Origin of the sequence: Lelliottia jeotgali, from assembly GCF_016771845.1 — a bacterium.
Taxonomy (GTDB): Bacteria; Pseudomonadota; Gammaproteobacteria; order Enterobacterales; family Enterobacteriaceae; genus Enterobacter; species Enterobacter jeotgali.
In genome coordinates, this window is the sequence record NZ_JAENMQ010000003.1 from 241,407 (window position 1) to 258,874 (window position 17,468).

The 17,468-nt window shown below is 52.5% G+C and carries 18 protein-coding genes and 2 tRNA genes; 9 read left to right on the forward strand and 11 right to left on the reverse strand.

Translation table 11 applies throughout. The annotated features are described in order from the left end of the window. Positions 1 to 13: 13 nt before the first annotated feature. Positions 14 to 469, reverse strand: coding sequence for a curli minor subunit CsgB (gene csgB, locus JBO43_RS09980; RefSeq protein WP_103947904.1), 456 nt, complete (start codon positions 467 to 469; stop codon positions 14 to 16). A gap of 743 nt (positions 470 to 1,212) precedes the next feature. Here csgB and csgD point away from each other — a divergent pair. Genes csgD through csgG form a run of 4 tightly spaced genes read left to right on the forward strand, consistent with a single transcriptional unit; the run spans position 1,213 to position 3,557 of the window. Continuing rightward, entirely contained in the window at positions 1,213 to 1,863 is a 651-nt protein-coding gene (csgD, locus tag JBO43_RS09985; RefSeq protein ID WP_095281548.1) for a biofilm master transcriptional regulator CsgD, read from the forward strand. Positions 1,864 to 1,867: 4 nt separating this feature from the next. After that, positions 1,868 to 2,257, forward strand: a complete 390-nt coding sequence (gene csgE, locus JBO43_RS09990; protein WP_095281547.1) for a curli production assembly/transport protein CsgE — start codon at positions 1,868 to 1,870, stop codon at positions 2,255 to 2,257. A gap of 23 nt (positions 2,258 to 2,280) precedes the next feature. Then, the gene (gene csgF, locus JBO43_RS09995) at positions 2,281 to 2,697 is read left to right on the forward strand and encodes a curli production assembly/transport protein CsgF (protein WP_202674221.1); all 417 of its coding nucleotides are present in this window, start codon (positions 2,281 to 2,283) and stop codon (positions 2,695 to 2,697) included. Between the two features lie 26 nt (positions 2,698 to 2,723). After that, the gene (gene csgG, locus JBO43_RS10000) at positions 2,724 to 3,557 is read left to right on the forward strand and encodes a curli production assembly/transport protein CsgG (RefSeq protein WP_095281545.1); all 834 of its coding nucleotides are present in this window, start codon (positions 2,724 to 2,726) and stop codon (positions 3,555 to 3,557) included. Between the two features lie 45 nt (positions 3,558 to 3,602). Here the strand turns inward: csgG and JBO43_RS10005 are convergent, their stop codons facing one another. The 4 genes from JBO43_RS10005 to ghrA form a co-directional block, all read right to left on the reverse strand. Beyond that, positions 3,603 to 4,085 (reverse strand): DUF1097 domain-containing protein, encoded by a 483-nt coding sequence (locus tag JBO43_RS10005; RefSeq protein WP_202674222.1) that lies wholly within the window; start codon positions 4,083 to 4,085, stop codon positions 3,603 to 3,605. Between the two features lie 96 nt (positions 4,086 to 4,181). Continuing rightward, complete coding sequence (locus tag JBO43_RS10010; RefSeq protein WP_095281543.1) at positions 4,182 to 4,736, reverse strand: TorD/DmsD family molecular chaperone; 555 nt, start codon at positions 4,734 to 4,736, stop codon at positions 4,182 to 4,184. Between the two features lie 20 nt (positions 4,737 to 4,756). Continuing rightward, entirely contained in the window at positions 4,757 to 5,494 is a 738-nt protein-coding gene (locus JBO43_RS10015) for a phosphatase (RefSeq protein WP_095281542.1), read from the reverse strand. 88 nt (positions 5,495 to 5,582) lie between these two features. Then, positions 5,583 to 6,521 carry a glyoxylate/hydroxypyruvate reductase GhrA gene (gene ghrA / locus JBO43_RS10020; protein ID WP_202674223.1) on the reverse strand — a complete coding sequence of 313 codons (939 nt, stop codon included), beginning with the start codon at positions 6,519 to 6,521 and terminating at the stop codon, positions 5,583 to 5,585. Positions 6,522 to 6,753: 232 nt separating this feature from the next. Between ghrA and JBO43_RS10025 the strand changes: the two genes are divergently transcribed. Beyond that, positions 6,754 to 6,841 (forward strand) — tRNA-Ser (locus JBO43_RS10025). 58 nt (positions 6,842 to 6,899) lie between these two features. On the opposite strand, the gene JBO43_RS10030 is transcribed toward JBO43_RS10025, so the two are convergent. After that, positions 6,900 to 7,805: a LysR family transcriptional regulator gene (locus JBO43_RS10030; RefSeq protein ID WP_202674224.1), complete on the reverse strand. Its 906-nt coding sequence runs from the start codon at positions 7,803 to 7,805 to the stop codon at positions 6,900 to 6,902. Positions 7,806 to 7,916: 111 nt separating this feature from the next. Here JBO43_RS10030 and JBO43_RS10035 point away from each other — a divergent pair, with 111 nt between their 5' ends. Continuing rightward, positions 7,917 to 8,777: a pirin family protein gene (locus JBO43_RS10035; RefSeq protein ID WP_202674225.1), complete on the forward strand. Its 861-nt coding sequence runs from the start codon at positions 7,917 to 7,919 to the stop codon at positions 8,775 to 8,777. Between the two features lie 131 nt (positions 8,778 to 8,908). Then, positions 8,909 to 8,996: transfer RNA gene (locus JBO43_RS10040), tRNA-Ser, on the forward strand. A gap of 106 nt (positions 8,997 to 9,102) precedes the next feature. Here the strand turns inward: JBO43_RS10040 and phoH are convergent. The 4 genes from phoH to efeU all read right to left on the reverse strand — a co-directional run bounded on the left by phoH (position 9,103) and on the right by efeU (position 13,687). After that, on the reverse strand, positions 9,103 to 9,894 hold the full coding sequence (gene phoH / locus JBO43_RS10045) for a phosphate starvation-inducible protein PhoH (RefSeq protein ID WP_174348619.1): 792 nt from the start codon (positions 9,892 to 9,894) through the stop codon (positions 9,103 to 9,105). Positions 9,895 to 10,392: 498 nt separating this feature from the next. Then, positions 10,393 to 11,676 (reverse strand): iron uptake transporter deferrochelatase/peroxidase subunit, encoded by a 1,284-nt coding sequence (efeB, locus tag JBO43_RS10050; RefSeq protein WP_202674226.1) that lies wholly within the window; start codon positions 11,674 to 11,676, stop codon positions 10,393 to 10,395. Between the two features lie 5 nt (positions 11,677 to 11,681). Continuing rightward, complete coding sequence (efeO, locus tag JBO43_RS10055) at positions 11,682 to 12,809, reverse strand: iron uptake system protein EfeO (protein ID WP_103947909.1); 1,128 nt, start codon at positions 12,807 to 12,809, stop codon at positions 11,682 to 11,684. Positions 12,810 to 12,853: 44 nt separating this feature from the next. Next, a complete protein-coding gene (efeU, locus tag JBO43_RS10060) occupies positions 12,854 to 13,687 on the reverse strand; it encodes an iron uptake transporter permease EfeU (RefSeq protein ID WP_103947910.1) in 834 nt (277 codons plus the stop codon). A 252-nt stretch (positions 13,688 to 13,939) separates the two neighbouring features. On the opposite strand from efeU, the gene JBO43_RS10065 reads away from it, so the two are divergent. Both JBO43_RS10065 and JBO43_RS10070 read left to right on the forward strand, forming a co-directional pair. Further along, positions 13,940 to 15,124 carry a NupC/NupG family nucleoside CNT transporter gene (locus tag JBO43_RS10065; protein ID WP_095281534.1) on the forward strand — a complete coding sequence of 395 codons (1,185 nt, stop codon included), beginning with the start codon at positions 13,940 to 13,942 and terminating at the stop codon, positions 15,122 to 15,124. A 102-nt stretch (positions 15,125 to 15,226) separates the two neighbouring features. After that, positions 15,227 to 15,646 carry a DUF3574 domain-containing protein gene (locus tag JBO43_RS10070; protein WP_202674227.1) on the forward strand — a complete coding sequence of 140 codons (420 nt, stop codon included), beginning with the start codon at positions 15,227 to 15,229 and terminating at the stop codon, positions 15,644 to 15,646. A 111-nt stretch (positions 15,647 to 15,757) separates the two neighbouring features. Here the strand turns inward: JBO43_RS10070 and putP are convergent, their stop codons facing one another. Further along, positions 15,758 to 17,266, reverse strand: a complete 1,509-nt coding sequence (putP, locus tag JBO43_RS10075) for a sodium/proline symporter PutP (protein WP_095281532.1) — start codon at positions 17,264 to 17,266, stop codon at positions 15,758 to 15,760. Between the last annotated feature and the right edge of the window lie 202 nt (positions 17,267 to 17,468).

Here is a 17,468-nt window from a genome sequence, read left to right on the forward strand (position 1 = left end):
GTCGTCGAAATAGTCAGCGTTGGATAACGCGAATGGCCATTTGCGACTGTCTCTGTACTACAACTGCTGTTTTTTGCGTACCATACTGCGTAATATTCGCTTTGTTACCCGAACCTTTCTGGATAATCATCGCGGTATTACCAAAAGCCCCTTGCTTAATACTCGCATCGTTGCCGTTGCCGTCCTGATCGATATAAGCAAGGTTATAAGTCCCTGATTGATCAACTTTCGCTCGGTTGTTTACACCTTCCTGAGAAACAACGGACAGTAATTTAGACCCGCCCTGACGAACTTCAGCATTATTACCTGAACCCTGCTGACCAATAATGGCTGCCTGATTATATGAAGACTTGCTTAATTCATTAACCGCGAAGTTAAATTCCGAATTTGCCAAATCCGGGCCTGCCGCGATTGATAACCCAGGCGCACCCAGTAATGTAAACATCATAAATAACGTTTTGTTTTTCATGTTGTCACCTGGACCTGGAAATAATAAACTTCTCGGTGTTAACGCGATTCGTTTTTTGTTAACGCTGCGTTACGATGAAGAGTATGTCTATCGAAACAATTTAAATATCTCACCCGCGAGTGTTATTTTCATTCCCTCGATCACCTCAAAGTATTAATTAATGCCAAAATTCTCAGACAGAAGCGTAAGTTAGTTTTTTATAAAATATTTCACGGTTACACTTGCGCAGCTTAACAGGGAGCGTGCATCCCCTGAATGACGGCACTTTGACAGTAACGAGGTTCAACACCAGACACACTCGTCACAACTCACTCGATTTCTTAAGTGCTTTCACTTAGCAGGCAAAGTCTTAGAGATTTCATCGTTCTCATACCTGTTATAAACAAATTACAAATAACATATATCCATTCAAATCAAATAATTAAAATAATTTGTATGATTTTTAAAATGTGTGCAGCATTATTCTCATGTACAACTTTTTTATCATTCGTAAACATTCACAGCCCCTTAAATTCACAAATTAATATTGATTTTTACATCTTGTTACACCATTAACACTTGATTTAAAAATCGTAATAGCTAGATTGAAATCAGCAGTACGAATTATTTTTCATATTTACCTCCTGCTGGAGGTTATGGTCTGATTCTACACACAGCAGTGCAACATCTGTCAGTACTTCTGGGGTCCCCTTGAATATATCGGGGGACAACTGCCGGGTGTTATAAAAAAGTGGGGTTTCATCATGTTTAATGAAGTCCATAGTTTACATGGTCATACATTATTGTTGATCACAAAGCCTTCCTTACAAGCGACAGCATTATTACAGCATTTGAAGCAATCTCTGTCACTGAACGGGAAATTGCATAATATTCAACGTTCTTATGATGATATTGCTCCTGGCAGCATTATTCTCTTCGATATGATGGAAGCTGATAAAAAGCTTATCCATTACTGGCAAGATAACTTAAGCAGGAAAAACAATAATATCCGCGCGCTATTATTGAATACACCTGATGAGTATCCCTTCCGGGATATTGAAAGCTGGCCGCATATCAATGGCGTCTTTTATGTCACTGAAGACGAGACGAGAGTGGTAGATGGGCTGCAAGGGATTTTACGTGGAGAGTGTTACTTTTCACAAAAGCTGGCCAGCTATCTCATCACTCACTCCGGAAATTATCGCTATAACAGCTCAGAATCCGCTTTGCTGACGCATCGCGAAAAAGAGATTCTGAATAAATTACGCATTGGTTCTTCAAATATTGAAATCGCCCGTTCGTTATTTATCAGCGAAAATACAGTGAAGACTCATCTCTATAATCTTTTCAAGAAGATAGCTGTTAAAAACAGAACTCAGGCTGTTTCATGGGCAAACGATAACCTCAGGCGTTAACAACATGAAACGCACGTCGAGCTGGATAGCGGCAGTCGGCTTTCTGCTTGCTGCCGGAAATCTTCACGCTGTTGAAGTGGAAGTTCCCGGACTATTAACTGACCACACCGTCTCATCAATCGGCCACGATTTTTATCGGGCTTTTAGCGACAAATGGGAAAGTGATTATCCTGGCAACTTAACGATCAATGAGCGACCCAGTGCTCGATGGGGAAGCTGGATAACAATAACGGTTAATCAGGACGTTATTTACCAGACCTTTTTATTCCCCACGAAAAGAGACTTTGACAAAAACATCAGTTTTGCACTGGCACAAACTGAAGAAGCGGTAAATCGTCTGCAAATAGATAAGGCTCTGTTAGGCACTGGCGATTTAGCAAAAGATGAATTTTAGCTATATATGATCCGGAGGCTGTAATGCGTTTCGCACACACAGTTATTTCGCTAATGTTGATTGCACCGTTAAGCTGGGCCGGGAATATGACCTTCCAGTTCCGTAACCCAAATTTTGGCGGCAATCCGAACAACGGGGCTTTTTTACTCAATGAAGCCCAGGCCCAGAACTCCTACAAAGATCCCAGTTATAACGATGATCTCGGTATAGAAACACCGTCGGCACTGGATAACTTCACTCAGGCTATTCAGTCGCAAATATTAGGTGGCTTATTAACGAATATTAATACCGGCAAACCGGGTCGCATGGTGACCAATGATTTTATTGTCGATATTGCGAATAAAGACGGGCAACTGCAGTTGAATGTGACCGACCGGAAAACGGGGAAAACTTCCACCATTCAGGTTTCGGGTCTCGCCACCAATTCAACTGATTTCTAAACAACAACGAGATAAGGACAACAATCATGCAGCGCTTTCTGATACTTGTTGCAGTGTGCTTATTGAGCGGTTGTTTAACTGCTCCACCTAAAGAAGCCGCGAAGCCCACACTCATGCCTCGGGCGCAAAGCTATCGCGATCTGACTCATCTGCCCTCTCCTACTGGTAAGATTTTTGTTTCGGTCTACAACATTCAGGATGAAACCGGCCAGTTTAAACCGTATCCGGCGAGTAACTTCTCGACGGCGGTTCCACAGAGTGCCACCGCGATGCTGGTGACTGCGCTTAAGGACTCTCGCTGGTTTATTCCTCTTGAACGTCAGGGCCTGCAAAACCTGCTGAACGAGCGCAAAATCATTCGTGCCGCGCAGGAGAATGGCACGGTTGAGGTTAACAACCGCGTACCGTTGCAATCGCTGGTTGCTGCTAACGTAATGGTTGAAGGGTCGATTATCGGCTATGAAAGTAATGTGAAATCGGGCGGTGTCGGGGCGCGTTATTTCGGTATCGGGGCTGATACGCAATACCAGCTCGACCAAATTGCTGTCAATCTGCGCGTGGTTAACGTAAGCACCGGTGAAGTATTATCCTCGGTCACTACCAGCAAAACGATTCTCTCGTATGAAGTCCAGGCCGGTGTATTCCGCTTTATTGACTACCAGCGTCTTCTGGAAGGCGAAATCGGATATACCTCGAATGAGCCGGTTATGATGTGCCTGATGTCGGCCATTGAAACAGGGGTTATTTTCCTGATTAACGACGGTATCGATCGCGGTCTGTGGGATCTGCAAAATAAAAATGACGTGAAAAATGAAGTCCTGGTGAAATACCGTGAAATGTCGGTGCCTCCGGAATCCTGATTCTGAACGCACCAATAAAAAGCGAGGCTCTGTGGCCTCGCTTTTTTATTTGCTTAATTCCGGGAGATTCTGCGAACGCTCTCGTCGTGCCGCGAGCCAAAGCCCGCTGTTCTTCATCGCGTAGCCAAACACCAGCCCCAGCAGCAGCGACGGAATAATCATTTTCCAGTCGCCCTGCCCGGCAAAGGTCGCACAGGCGCCAATGAAGGTTCCAGGAACAAACGACAACAGCAGGTGTTTTGCCTGAATGCACATCAGAAAAGCCACAACGCCCGTCATCATGTAGCCGACGATTTCCAGGTGTGGCGCCAGCGCGCTGCCGTGCATGATGATCAATGCCCAGACAACGCCGCTCATCATGGTGCAACCGGAGATAAACAGCCCTTTCACGCCACCCTGTGGGCAGGCGAAATAGGCGGTACAGCCAAGGAACCCCGCCCAACTGAGCAGTCCCAAAGACACGGCAACCCATCCCCAAATCCCGGAGAGAATACCTGTCGTAATGGCAATAGAAAGAAGTATGTTCATGGCGCGCATCTTATCAGAAACGCGCCATTGAAATGAGATCACAAGCACATTTTATGCAAGTTGAAATGTACCGTTACATTGACAATGTGACGTAAATCACTCTTCGTTCTCTTCCTGCAATTCGTCCCACATTGCGGAAATGGCTTCGCGGGTCAATGGCGCCATCGTGCGCCAGAAAGGAGACGTAGCATGTGCTTCAATCTTGCCGAGGAAAGCGCCGCACCACGGCAGAAGGTAATCGCCAAACAGCGTTTCCAGGGCTTCACTTTCATCCTCGCCGGAATGGTCTTCAATCCATGACGCCGCCAGCAGCAGCGTACCAATATGATCGGCAGGCGCATCGCTCAACGGCATTCCACGCTCGGACAGGAATGCGCGAACTTCAGATTCTGTCGCGCCCTCTTCCCATGATGAGCGGAAGGGTGAAACACGGCCCTCTTCTCCCACAAACAGCGCGTTGTAATCCGCTGCAATCTGCTGCATATCGCAGCTATTTTGCAGTCGTTGCAACAACTCATCCTGCTCCAGCGGCCAGTTGTCCGCGAGCTTTCCTTCGCGAATCAGCGTAAAGAGCGGCACCAGCAGCGGATCTTGCGGCTGGCGATAATACAGGGTGCCCAGTACGCGGCAAAGGATTGAAAACTCGTTCATTTCTTTATTCCATTACAATATTAAAGTTCAGCAAATTCAGGGATAACAGGCATGCCGCGCGATTCGAGGAAATCGAGCATCCGACGCGGTGTGACGTTCAATATTCTCTCTTCCGGGAACCCTACCTCATCTAACACTTTCCGGCACTCGCCAAATTCACCCAGCGTAAACGCGGTGTGAGAATCAGAACCCAGCGCGACCATTCCGCCCGCGTCACGTACGGCTGCCGCGACGGCACGACAGTTGGCTTCGCTGCCAATACGCGAGTGAGTAAAGGAGGAGTTATTAATTTCAAGCGCCACACGATGTTTCGCCGCCGCTTGCGCAACCGCCTGAATGTCGATCGGGAATTTCGGGTTGCCAGGGTGGCTAATGATGTGGACATTGCCGCTGGCAATCGTCGCGATCATCGCCTGAGTATTCGTCTCTTTATCTTGTGGTGCAAATACCGGTTCATGAAAACCGGCGATAATCAGATCCAGAGAGGTGAGCATCGGGCCAGTACAGTCGATCTCGCCGTCCGTATTTTTAATATTGGCTTCGATACCACGAAGAATCCCAACCCCCTCCACCAGACGAGGCCAGATGCGCATATTCACAAAGTGCCAGTAATGCGGTGCATCTGCCATATCAGGACCGTGATCGGTAATCGCAAAGAGCTTAATCCCTTTCAGTTTGGCTTGCGCGATGTAGTCATGAAGGGTGCTGTACGCGTGGGTGCTGGCGACGGTGTGCATATGCAGGTCTACGGGATACATCTCTCTCTCCTCTGGTGTTTTACCCAAAGGATAGCAGGTCTGCCCGGCGTTTATTAGCAAAAACCCGGCGAATGCCGGGTTACCGTAGCTAGTAGCCGCGCTGTCTATCGACCTGCCCGGTCGCGGGTTTCCCCTGCTCAAGCAGGCCGATGGTGCGGGCAATATAGTCCACCGCTTCCATCGGACGCGTGACAGCGGCCACGTGCGGGGTCATAGCAACACGCGGATGCGCCCACAGCGGGCTTTCCACCGGCAGCGGTTCACGGCTGTAGACATCCAGCATCGCGCCTTTCAGCTTGCCGCTATCCAGAACCGACAGCAGATCCGCTTCGACCAGATGAATGCCGCGCGCCAGGTTCATCAAATAGCTCCCATCCGCCAGCTGATTGAGCACATCTTTATTGATAATCCCTACCGTCTCTGCCGTGTTCGGCAGCAGGTTGATGAGTACGCGCGTGCCCTTCAGGAAGTCTGGCAGTTCGTCATGACCGGCAAAGCTTTCTACGCCAGGATACGCTTTACGCGTACGACTCCAGCAGCGCAGCGGGAATCCCCACGGGGCCAGCGCTTCCGCCACTTTCGATCCCAGCACGCCCGCGCCCAGCAGCCCGATGGTAAAATCTTCGCGCTGATAATCGGCTAATGGCTCCCAGCGCGACTGCTGCTTGAGCGCCTGATAATCGTCAAATCGGCGGAACCAGTGCAACACCTGACTCACCGCGTATTCCTGCATTTGCTGGCCCATACCGGTGTCTTCGAGCCGGAACAGGGGAATATGTTCTGGCAACATTTCTGGATGAGCTTTTAACTTACTCAGGATGGAATCCACGCCCGCGCCGAGGGCAAACACCGCTTTCAGATTGCGCCCTTGCAACATCTCCACCGGCGGATGCCAGACGAGAGCGTAATCAGCGTGTTCGTTATCGCCCCGCTTCCACTCACGAACGCGCGCGCCGGGAATGGCTTCCGACAGCGCTTTGATCCAGTAAGAAGTATCAAACGTAGGGTGATAAAAGATGATATCCATAATGACTCCTGCCTTTTTATTGCGATGATTTTTAGGTGTTTTCAAGAGGATTATCAGGATAACAAATAAACCGCCGACTGTGTTGTTGATAAAAAAAGCGCTTTCAGCACATTCAGGAATCACATTGCTGAAACTTTGTCTAAACACGCCAAATATCTGAAAAAGTTGATTGACGCCAGTGCCCCTTTTACTTACATTAGCGCCCGTCCCAGCAACAACGGGATGACAATACGGTGAGGTGTCCGAGTGGCTGAAGGAGCACGCCTGGAAAGTGTGTATACGGCAACGTATCGAGGGTTCGAACCCCTCTCTCACCGCCATATTTGAAGAAGAGCTCGCATGAAAATGCGGGCTTTTTTTTCGTCTGTATGAATGTCATTACTCTTCGATTATCCGCGCATATTCCGAGGCCAAAAAATCCACCAGCGCACGTACCGCAGGTAGCAGTCCGCGACGCGACGGATATACCGCGTGGATCACTTCCCTTTGCGGCTCCCACTCGTTCAGGACTCTGACCAGTTCCCGGCGCGCAAGCTGCTCCTTGACCATTAAAACAGGCAACTGAACTACGCCCACGCCTGCCGTTGCGGCTTCACGCAGTGCCAGCATATCGGTGGTGATAAAACGCGGCGTAAAGTGAACCTCCGCTTTCGCCCCGTCAGGCCCGGCCAATGCCCATTTGTGAAGCTGTTTGCCCTCCCCCATGCTCAACCCAGGCCATTGGCTGAGTTCGGCAGGCATAGTCGGTTTGCCCAGCCGCGCGATGAGCTGCGGGCTCGCCACAAGGCAGTGTCCACGATCGGCGAGAACCCGCAGCACCAGATCGCTGTCTTCAAACGGACGAGGGCGAACGCGGATCGCGACATCAATACCCTCTGCCACCACATCGACGCGGCGGTTGGTGGCTTCCAGCTGCAACGTCACGCCTGGGTAACGCACCATAAATTGGGCCAGCATCGGCCCGATATGGACATGCAAGAGCGTGACCGGACACGTTATCCGTACCACGCCGCGCGGTTCCGCCTGTAGCGCCGCGACCGCTTCCTGAGCCGCCTCCGCCTCCACCAGCATCGCTTTGCAGTGCTGATAAAATGTTTGTCCAACCTCTGTCACCGTAAACTGTCGCGTGGTGCGATGTATTAATCGCACGCCCAGACTGTCTTCTAGTTGAGCAATTCGTCGGCTTAGTTTTGATTTCGGCTGATCCAGCGCCCGCCCGGCCGCCGCAAAGCCACCGTGATCCACGACTTTTACAAACCACGCAAAATCATTAAGATCCTGCATCCCGCCTCCATCGTTCTGTTTATGGAACACTGAGTATTGTTTTAACAGTCTACCGGGTTATTAGCGTCGAATATAAGCTAATACACATCAACCGAACAGCAGGAGAAAAAGATGAAACAGGTTACTGGCGTCTACACCGCACCGCGTTCCCACTGGGTTGGCGATGGCTTTCCGGTACGTTCGATGTTTTCTTATCAAACTCACGGCGAAGCACTGAGCCCTTTCCTGCTGCTGGACTATGCAGGCCCACACGTTTTCCCCGGTGACGGCGTGAAGCGTGGCGTGGGTGAGCATCCACATCGTGGCTTTGAAACCGTCACTATCGTTTACTCCGGCGAAGTGGAGCATCGCGATTCAACCGGCAAAGGCGGGGTAATTGGTCCCGGCGACGTGCAGTGGATGACCGCAGGCGCGGGTATTTTGCATGAAGAGTTTCACGCTGAATCCTTCACCCGCCAGGGCGGTGAGCTGAAAATGATGCAGCTGTGGGTCAACCTTCCGGCGAAGGACAAAATGGCCACTCCGGGGTATCAGAGCATCACCAAAGAGGATATTCCGGTCATTGCGTTGCCGGATAACAGCGGCGAGCTGCGCGTCATTGCCGGTCGTTATGGCGATAATCAAGGCCCGGCGCATACTTTCTCACCGCTGAATGTGTGGGACATTGCCCTGCAGCAAGGGAGCCATTTGTCCCTGAATCAGCCGGACGGATGGAGCACCGCGCTGGTGGTGGTCGAAGGCAACATCACGGTGAACGGTTCTACCCAGGCCGGTGAAGCTCAGCTGGTGGTTCTCAGCCAGAACGGGGAAAAACTGCATCTTGAGGCCAGCAGCGATGCGAAAGTGTTGCTGATGGCGGGCAAGCCGTTAAACGAGCCGATTGTGGGTTACGGCCCGTTCGTGATGAACACCAAAACGGAAATCAATGACGCCATTCGCGATTTCAATTCCGGTCGTTTTGGCCAGATTTGAACGTAAACCGGCAGAGGTGATTATTGCTTAACCGAACAGCCACTCAGGCATAAAATTTGCTTGACCGTTTTAGCGCAACTCCCTATAGTAGCGCCCCGTTGCCCCCGAGAGGTCAGGCAGCGAAACAATACGGTGAGGTGTCCGAGTGGCTGAAGGAGCACGCCTGGAAAGTGTGTATACGGCAACGTATCGAGGGTTCGAACCCCTCTCTCACCGCCATATTTAGAGAAGAGCTCGCATGAAAATGCGGGCTTTTTTTTCGCCTGTCGTTTATCGCTTTAGAAAGCAAAGCCCGGTTTCCCGGGCTTTGTCATCAATAATCAATTCAGTCGTAGGCAAGCAGCGCACGCTGGCACAGGACCGAACGTACGCAGTCATCTTTGTTGAAACGCACCACCCCAACCATGTCATCTTCCACAAAACGTGCCAGCGCATCGCTCAGCCCCGATTTGACGCCAGATGGCAGGTCGCACTGGGTGATATCGCCGTTGACGATAACGGTCACGTTTTCCCCGAGGCGCGTTAAAAACATCTTCATTTGCGCAGCGGTCACGTTCTGAGCCTCGTCGAGAATGACGACCGCATTTTCAAATGTACGTCCGCGCATATAGGCGAACGGCGCGATTTCTACCTTGCCAATCTCTGGTCGCAGGCAGTACTGCATAAAGGAAGCACCCAGGCGTTTAACCAGCACGTCATAGACTGGCCGGAAATACGGGGCAAACTTCTCTGACATATCGCCGGGCAAGAAGCCGAGATCTTCATCGGCCTGCAATACCGGACGGGTAACGATAATTCTGTCCACATCCTTATGGATCAGAGCCTCCGCCGCCTTGGCCGCACTTATCCACGTCTTCCCGCAGCCCGCTTCACCGGTTGCGAAGATAAGCTGTTTACTCTCGATAGCATTCAGGTAGTGCGCCTGAGCCTCATTGCGGGCAGCAATTGGGGAATTATCACGGCTGTCCCGCGCCATGCCAATTGCTTCTACGCCGCCACTCATCTGCACAAGCGAGGTGACCGATTCTTCTTCACGCTGTTTATGGCTACGTGAATCCCGTCTCAGCACACGTTTTGCTTCGCGACGAGCTTTGATCACTGCTTTTTGTCTTCCCATGGATAGCACCTTGAGTTGTTGGTATTCATCACACGCGCCGTTGGCAGCGCGATTATCTGAACTAACATCTGAAGTTTGGCTTCCTTGTAAGCCATTGCTTGCCTTTTGGAATGACGATGCCGAACGGCTATGCGCACCGCTCTGCACGTCGGGTAAGTTTTGTTGAGGTAGTGAGGAGGAGAATTTTGTGGTGAAGAAATCGCTGCCGGAGTCAGAGCCTCCGCGCTGGGTACTGCGGTTGTTGTGTTTACCATGTCCAGAACAGGACCCAACCATTCGCGATCTCCATAGTGAATCGTTATCACTGCCGGGAACTACCGCTGTCTTATATTAAGTACATCAGGATTTATCACAATTGCAACAACTATTTTACCTGAACGCAACTTTTTCAGACTCGCCCTGCAGCTGAGTTCAGTCTCATACAGAAATATGACAGAAATATAACAGGGGCGGTCATAGGAAAAAATAATCTCCCCGCGCGGCTGGCGGGGAGGATTATCAGGCTTCGATCAGCCCTTGAGCGAGATATGCGTTACTGTCGCGCACACCCGGCAGGGCAAAGAAATAGCCGCCACCGATAGGTTTTATGTACTCTTCGAGCGCCTCGCCGTTCAACCGCTTCTGCACGGTTAAAAAGCCCTTCTCCAGATCGTGCTGATAGCAAACGAACAGCAGGCCCATATCGAGCTGCCCGGAGTTGGTCACGCCCAGCGAATAGCTGTAGCCACGACGCATCATCAGGTTCGCCTGCGTTTCTGGCGTACGCGGATTTGCCAGACGAATATGGCTGTCGAGCGCAATAGTATCGCCATCAGGATCGCGGGCGTAATCCGGCACATCGTGCTCATTCTTCATGCCCAGCGGAGCACCGCTTTGCTTGTCACGACCGAAGATAGTTTGCTGCTCTTTCAGCGGTGTACGATCCCAGAACTCGACGTGGAACTGGATGATGCGCACCGCCTGATAGGTTCCGCCCAGCGCCCATGCCGGTTCGCCTTGATCCGCCGTGGTCCAGACCACGTTTTTCATCAGCGTCGTATCCTGGCTGTCCGGGTTCGCCGTACCGTCTTTGAATCCAAGCAGGTTAACCGGCGTCTCTTTCCCCTGGCTGCGCGCCGCGTGGTCGGAGATAAACCCTTCCCGCTTCCAGCGCACGCTGAGCAGATCCGGCGTGTGCTTGATGATATCGCGCAGGGCGTGGATCACCGTGTCCTGGGTGTTCGCACAGATCTGGAGCAGCAGATCGCCATGACACAGCGCCGCGTCGAGCGAATCATTCGGAAAACGCGTCATCTTTTGCAGCGTTTTCGGCTTGTGTTTCGTAAGTCCGTAGCGGGCGTCAAACAGCGTTTCCCCGACGGAGACCGTCACGGTCAGGTTATCCGGGGCGATAAACGGCCCAAGAATGCCTGAATCCATCGGTGGCATGCGCGGGTTTGGTGTTTCCGGCGCTGGGCCGCCCGCCGTCAGAAACGCAATGCGCCTGGTCAGCAAACGGAATAGCCGTTCCAGATCCGCTTTATCGCTCGCCAGCGAGTCAAACGCCACCACCATCATCGCCGCCTGCTGCGGCGTCAGAATTCCGGCCTGATGCTCACCGTAAAAAGGCTGCGTCTCCATGCGGGCATTCGGGGAGAGCGTCCCCGGCGCGCTTTGCGGTTTGGCCGCATGCGCCACCGGGCAACCGCCCGCCAGAGCGAGCGCGCCGCCAAGCGCCCCCACCCCTTTTAACAGTCGACGGCGCGAAGGTTCCGCCACGTCGACTTCTTGATGTTTACTCATGATGCTTAGTCCAGACCCAGTACGCCGCGCAGCTGAGCCAGATCTTCCGCCAGCGTGGTGATTGGGCCTTTCAGCGCATTACGGTCGGCATCGGTCAGCTTGTCGTAAGTCTCGTACCCGTCTTTGGTACGGTACTTCGCCAGAATAGTGTTCACTTTCTTGAAGTTGGCATCCACTTTCGCCAGCAGTTCGCTGTTGTCTTTCTGCAGCTGCGGACGCAGCAGGTCTACAATTTTCTGCGCGCCGTCAACGTTGGCCTGGAAGTCCCACAGATCGGTGTGGCTGTAGCGGTCTTCTTCCCCGCTGATTTTGCTGGCGGCAACTTCTTCAATCAGGCCCGCCGCGCCACCCACCACTTTTGACGGTGGGAAGGCCAGCTCGCTGATGCGTTTTTGCAGATCAAGCACGTCGGTGTTCAGCTGCTCCGCGTATTTCTCCATCCCTTTGGTGGAGTTGTCGCCAAACAGCGCTTTTTCCAGACGGTGGAAGCCGGTGAATTTCGGATCGGCGGCTTTCTGCTCGTAATCATCTTCACGGGCGTCGATACTGCCGTCGAGGTCAGAGAACAGCTCAGCAATCGGTTCGATACGCTCGTAGTGCTGGCGCGTCGGTGCGTACAGGGATTTCGCTTTCTCGATATCGCCCGCTTTCACCGCGTCGGTGAAGGCTTTGGTCCCGGCGACCAGGTCAGCGGTTTCTTTGGTCACGTAGGCTTTATAGGCGGTGATCGCCTCGCCCAGGCTCAGCAGCGCTTCGCCTTTCGCCGCATCCGCCGTGGCTTCGCCTTTCACGATCAGCTTGCCTTTCGGATTGGTCAGCAGGCCGCAGGTCATGTCGTATTCGCCCGGCTGCAGGTTGGCGGTCATCTTCTGGCTAAAGCCAGGGGCGATGTTTTCACGCTCTTCCACCACCATTACGCCTTTGAGGATTTCCCACTCCAGCGCCTTCTGGCTGTGGTTCTGAATGATAAACTGAGTTTTACCGCTGTTGACCGTGATGGTCATCGGCTCACACTGTTTGTCGTTCACGGTAACTTTCACCTGAGGCACATCCGCCGCGCCCGCAGAGAACGCATAAGCAAACAGCGCTGCCACACCTGCCTGTAACGCAGTACGTCGAAATTGAATTGCCATGACCCTTCCCTTTCTAAAAGTATGTATAAACAACACGAAGCACTTCAGGGCGCAGTACGCGACGGCTGAGTACTGGGGCGTGATGGCATAAAGAACAGCACCAGCGCCGGAATGAGATAGATGAAATACATCGCCACTTCGCTGACGCTCGGCGTTTCCTGATAGCCGAAGATACCTTCAAGCAGGGTGCCGGTCAGAGAATGGGTGGAGAGCGTGTTACTGAAATCGAAAGCGACGTCCTGGAAGTGGTTCCACAGGCCCGCCTCGTGGAAGGCGCGAATCGCCCCTGCGGCCAGCCCTGCTGCTACCAGCAGAATAAACAGACTGGTCCATTTGAAAAACGCGCCGAGGTTCAGGCGAATACCGCCCCAGTAGAGCATAAAGCCGAGCACCACCGCGGTCGCCAGGCCGAGCATCGCGCCAAGCGGCGGCCAGATCCCCACGTCCTGCTGGAATGCCGCCAGCAGGAAGAACACGGATTCCAGACCTTCACGCGCGACGGCGAAAAAGACCATGCCGATCAGCGCCCAGCCGTGGTTATTGCCCTTTTGCAGGGCGTTATCGACCGCCTGCTCGAGCTGGACTTTGACATTGCGCGACACTTTGCGCATCCAGAACACCATCCAGGTGAGGATCACCACGGCGATCACCGCGACGATTCCTTCGAACAGCTCCTGCTCTTTCTGCGGGAATTCACCGGTGGTTTCGTTGATCAGAATCCCTAGCCCCAGGCAGAGTGCAGCGGCGAGAAACACGCCAATCCACATCACCCCGATCCAGCGGCCGCGCTGGGTGCGCTTCAGATAGCTGGCGATCAAGCTGACAATTAAGGCCGCTTCAAGACCTTCACGTAACATAATGAGAAATGGAACAAACATGCCGACACCTTAAATGTTTATCGCGGTCAACTGGTGCAAAGAAAGGTAAATAACTGTGATAGTGATTATCATTACGACAGAAAGAAAAACAAGCGAAATGTGTTGGGTTTTGATGACGAGTTGTAAACCCATCGCCAGTTAATAGTTACGCTCGTTACCGTTATGTATATAAGTTATAACGTAAATGCCCATTTACGGCTCCAGTGCCCTATGGCTAAATAAGCGCTTCGTTTACCTGCTGAAAATCTAAAAATGTATAACTTTGTTCATTTCCTGCTGGCGCTGGTGATTATTCTTGCGCTCGCCTGGCTGGTGAGTTTCGACCGCCGAAAAATTCGTATTCGCTATATTTTGCAGCTTATTGTGATTGAAATTGCGCTGGCATTCTTTTTCCTGCATGCCGAGAGCGGTCTTTTCGCGATTAAATATGTCTCGGGCTTCTTCGAATCATTGCTGAAATTTGCCGCTGAAGGCACCAATTTTGTCTTTGGCGGGATGGGCGAAAAAGGGCTGGCATTCATATTCCTTGGCGTACTCTGCCCGATTATTTTCATCTCTGCCCTGATTGGTATTCTCCAGCACTGGCGAATTTTGCCGATTTTTATTCGCGTCATCGGCACGCTGCTGTCCAAAGTGAATGGTATGGGGAAGCTGGAATCCTTTAACGCCGTCAGTTCGCTGATTCTGGGCCAGTCGGAAAACTTTATTGCTTACAAAGGCGTGCTGGGCGATCTCTCCTCTCGACGCCTGTTCACTATGGCGGCCACAGCAATGTCGACCGTTTCGCTGTCCATTGTCGGCGCGTATATGAGCATGCTGGATGCGAAATATGTGGTTGCGGCGCTGATCCTCAATATGTTCAGCACCTTTATTATTTTGTCGGTCATCAACCCGACACGCCCGGAAGCCGAACCTGAAATCAAACTGGAAAAGCTGCACGAATCGCAGAGTTTCTTTGAAATGCTGGGCGAGTATATTCTGGCAGGTTTTAAAGTCGCGATGATTATTCTGGCGATGCTGATTGGCTTTATTGCTCTTATTAGTGCGGTCAACGCCCTGTTCTCCAGCGTATTTGGCATGAGCTTCCAGCAGATCCTCGGCTATGTGTTTTATCCCCTGGCGTGGCTGGTGGGTATTCCGCTGAGTGATGCGCTGAATGCGGGCAGCATTATGGCGACCAAATTGGTGGCGAATGAATTTGTGGCAATGATCGAGCTGCAAAAAATTGCCGGTCAGATGACACCACGCGGGCTGGGTATTCTCTCCATCTTCCTGGTGTCGTTCGCTAACTTTGCCTCTATCGGGATTATTGCCGGTGCGATCAAAGGGCTAAACGAAAAGCAAGGCAACGTGGTGTCTCGCTTTGGTCTGCGCCTGGTGTACGGCGCGACGCTGGTGAGCCTGCTGTCGGCGAGCTTTGCGGGACTGGTGCTGTAATTTTTTGCCCGGCGGCGCTGCGCTTGCACGGGCCTACAAAACCGTAGGCCGGGTAAGCGTTAGCGCCACCCGGCTTTTTTCGAACAACGAGGATACCGAACAATGACCATCAAAACCGGGCTTATGGCTGCCGCGCTTTTCCTGCTGGCAGGCTGCAACGCTCCATCTCACTCTGCCGCTGACGCCACCTGTAAAGCAGATAACCAGATGCAGCAAACTACCCTCTATTTCGGCCTGAATCGTCCGGCAGGTGCGGCGATCACCGGCCAGGAGTGGCAGCAGTTTGTCGATCAGGACGTGACGCCGCGTTTTCGCGATGGCTTAACGGTGTTTGATGCGCGCGGTCAATGGCTGGGCAACGACGGGAAAGTGGCGCGTGAGCCAAGCAAAGCCTTGATGCTAATCCACGGGAAAGACGCCCAGAGTGAGAGCAATATCGAAGCGTTACGTGGGATTTATAAATCGCGGTTTGCACAGGAATCGGTGATGCGGGTTGATCAGCCAGTGTGCGTGCAGTTCTGATACAAAAAAAAACCGGGTGGCGCTAACGCTTACCCGGCCTACATATTTTACGGATTTGCGGGTTTTGTAGGCCCGGCAAGCGCAGCGCCACCGGGCTTAAGACCGCAAAACTTATTCCGGCTGTAATTTCGACGGCGGTGCCGTGTGGTAATGCGCATCCGCTTCTGCAAAACGTTCCTGCATCGACGCCGACGGCGCTTTGCCCAGCAGGCTGAACACTACAATCCCGATGCTGCCGAAGATAAAGCCAGGGATGATTTCGTACAGACCCAGCCACGCGAACTGTTTCCAGACGATAACCGTCACCGCACCAATGATCATCCCCGCCAGCGCACCGTTACGGGTCATGCGTGACCAGAGTACGGAGAACAGCACCACCGGACCAAAGGCCGCACCAAAGCCCGCCCACGCGTAGCTCACCAGGCCCAGCACGCGGTTTTCCGGGTTTGCCGCCAGCGCAATGGAAACCAGCGCCACCACCAGCACCATAAAGCGACCGACCCACACCAGCTCTTTCTGGCTCGCGCCCTTACGCAGGAAGGCCTTGTACAGGTCTTCGGTAATCGCACTTGAGCAGACCAGCAGCTGACAGCTCAGGGTCGACATCACCGCCGCCAGAATCGCCGACAGTAAAATCCCGGCAATCCACGGGTTAAACAGGATCTGCGCCAGCTCAATGAACACGCGCTCGGCGTTCTGGTTCACCGCGCCCGCCTGCGCCGGGTTATTGTTGAAGTAGGCAATGCCGAAGAAGCCGACCGCCACCGCGCCCGCCAGACACAGGATCATCCACGTCATACTGATACGACGCGCGTGAACGATAGTGTGGTGGGAATCCGCCGCCATGAAGCGCGCCAGAATGTGCGGTTGACCGAAGTAGCCCAGACCCCAGCCCATCAGCGAAACAATCGCCACGAAGTTCAGGCCTTTCAGCATATCGACGTTTTCGATGCTCTTTTGTTTGATCACTTCCAGCGAATCGCCAAATCCGCCGACGGTGAAAATCACAATCACCGGCGTCAGGATCAGGGCGAAGATCATCAAACTCGCCTGCACGGTATCGGTCCAGCTAACTGCCAGGAAACCACCGACGAAGGTGTAGATGATGGTGGCGGCCGCACCGGCCCACAGCGCCGTTTCGTAGCTCATGCCGAAGGTGCTTTCGAACAGACGCGCACCGGCCACGATGCCAGAGGCACAATAGATGGTGAAGAACACCAGGATCACCAGCGCGGAAATGATGCGCAGAACACGGCTCTTATCCTCAAAGCGACCGGTGAAGTAGTCCGGCAGCGTCAGGGCGTTGTTGTTCACTTCGGTGTGAACGCGCAAACGCCCCGCCACCAGCTTCCAGTTCACCCACGCGCCGACCGTCAGGCCAATCGCAATCCAGCTTTCTGAAATACCAGAGATGAAAATCGCGCCCGGCAGGCCCATCAGCAGCCAGCCGCTCATGTCGGAAGCACCGGCAGAGAGCGCGGTGACCATCGGCCCTAAACTGCGCCCGCCCAGAATATAGTCGTCAAAACTGTTGGTTGATCGCCATGCCAAAAACCCTATCAGGATCATGCCAAAAATATAAACGAGAAATGTCACCAGCATCGGTGTGCTAATTGCCATTTAAAATCTCCAAAAATGTCGAGCGACAACCTTCCCGGTTGCCTTAATTATTCCATCACCGGAACGGGGTGATGATGAGTGTATTTCGGTTGGGCGCGCGTATCCTGCCGTAAGCGCTCCTCATGCACAAATGATTTAACACTGCATTTACATCAAATTCATCCCTGGTTTCATACGTCTTTTATATAGGTTGCACTCGCTC

Excerpts from the sequence above, each read along its gene's own strand:
- csgB (WP_103947904.1), bottom strand. The coding sequence starts at position 469 with ATGAAAAACAAAACGTTATTTATGATGTTTACATTACTGGGTGCGCCT.
- csgD (WP_095281548.1), top strand. The coding sequence starts at position 1,213 with ATGTTTAATGAAGTCCATAGTTTACATGGTCATACATTATTGTTGATC.
- csgE (WP_095281547.1), top strand. The coding sequence starts at position 1,868 with ATGAAACGCACGTCGAGCTGGATAGCGGCAGTCGGCTTTCTGCTTGCT.
- csgF (WP_202674221.1), top strand. The coding sequence starts at position 2,281 with ATGCGTTTCGCACACACAGTTATTTCGCTAATGTTGATTGCACCGTTA.
- csgG (WP_095281545.1), top strand. The coding sequence starts at position 2,724 with ATGCAGCGCTTTCTGATACTTGTTGCAGTGTGCTTATTGAGCGGTTGT.
- JBO43_RS10005 (WP_202674222.1), bottom strand. The coding sequence starts at position 4,085 with ATGAACATACTTCTTTCTATTGCCATTACGACAGGTATTCTCTCCGGG.
- JBO43_RS10010 (WP_095281543.1), bottom strand. The coding sequence starts at position 4,736 with ATGAACGAGTTTTCAATCCTTTGCCGCGTACTGGGCACCCTGTATTAT.
- JBO43_RS10015 (WP_095281542.1), bottom strand. The coding sequence starts at position 5,494 with ATGTATCCCGTAGACCTGCATATGCACACCGTCGCCAGCACCCACGCG.
- ghrA (WP_202674223.1), bottom strand. The coding sequence starts at position 6,521 with ATGGATATCATCTTTTATCACCCTACGTTTGATACTTCTTACTGGATC.
- JBO43_RS10030 (WP_202674224.1), bottom strand. The coding sequence starts at position 7,805 with ATGCAGGATCTTAATGATTTTGCGTGGTTTGTAAAAGTCGTGGATCAC.
- JBO43_RS10035 (WP_202674225.1), top strand. The coding sequence starts at position 7,917 with ATGAAACAGGTTACTGGCGTCTACACCGCACCGCGTTCCCACTGGGTT.
- phoH (WP_174348619.1), bottom strand. The coding sequence starts at position 9,894 with ATGGGAAGACAAAAAGCAGTGATCAAAGCTCGTCGCGAAGCAAAACGT.
- efeB (WP_202674226.1), bottom strand. The coding sequence starts at position 11,676 with ATGAGTAAACATCAAGAAGTCGACGTGGCGGAACCTTCGCGCCGTCGA.
- efeO (WP_103947909.1), bottom strand. The coding sequence starts at position 12,809 with ATGGCAATTCAATTTCGACGTACTGCGTTACAGGCAGGTGTGGCAGCG.
- efeU (WP_103947910.1), bottom strand. The coding sequence starts at position 13,687 with ATGTTTGTTCCATTTCTCATTATGTTACGTGAAGGTCTTGAAGCGGCC.
- JBO43_RS10065 (WP_095281534.1), top strand. The coding sequence starts at position 13,940 with ATGTATAACTTTGTTCATTTCCTGCTGGCGCTGGTGATTATTCTTGCG.
- JBO43_RS10070 (WP_202674227.1), top strand. The coding sequence starts at position 15,227 with ATGACCATCAAAACCGGGCTTATGGCTGCCGCGCTTTTCCTGCTGGCA.
- putP (WP_095281532.1), bottom strand. The coding sequence starts at position 17,266 with ATGGCAATTAGCACACCGATGCTGGTGACATTTCTCGTTTATATTTTT.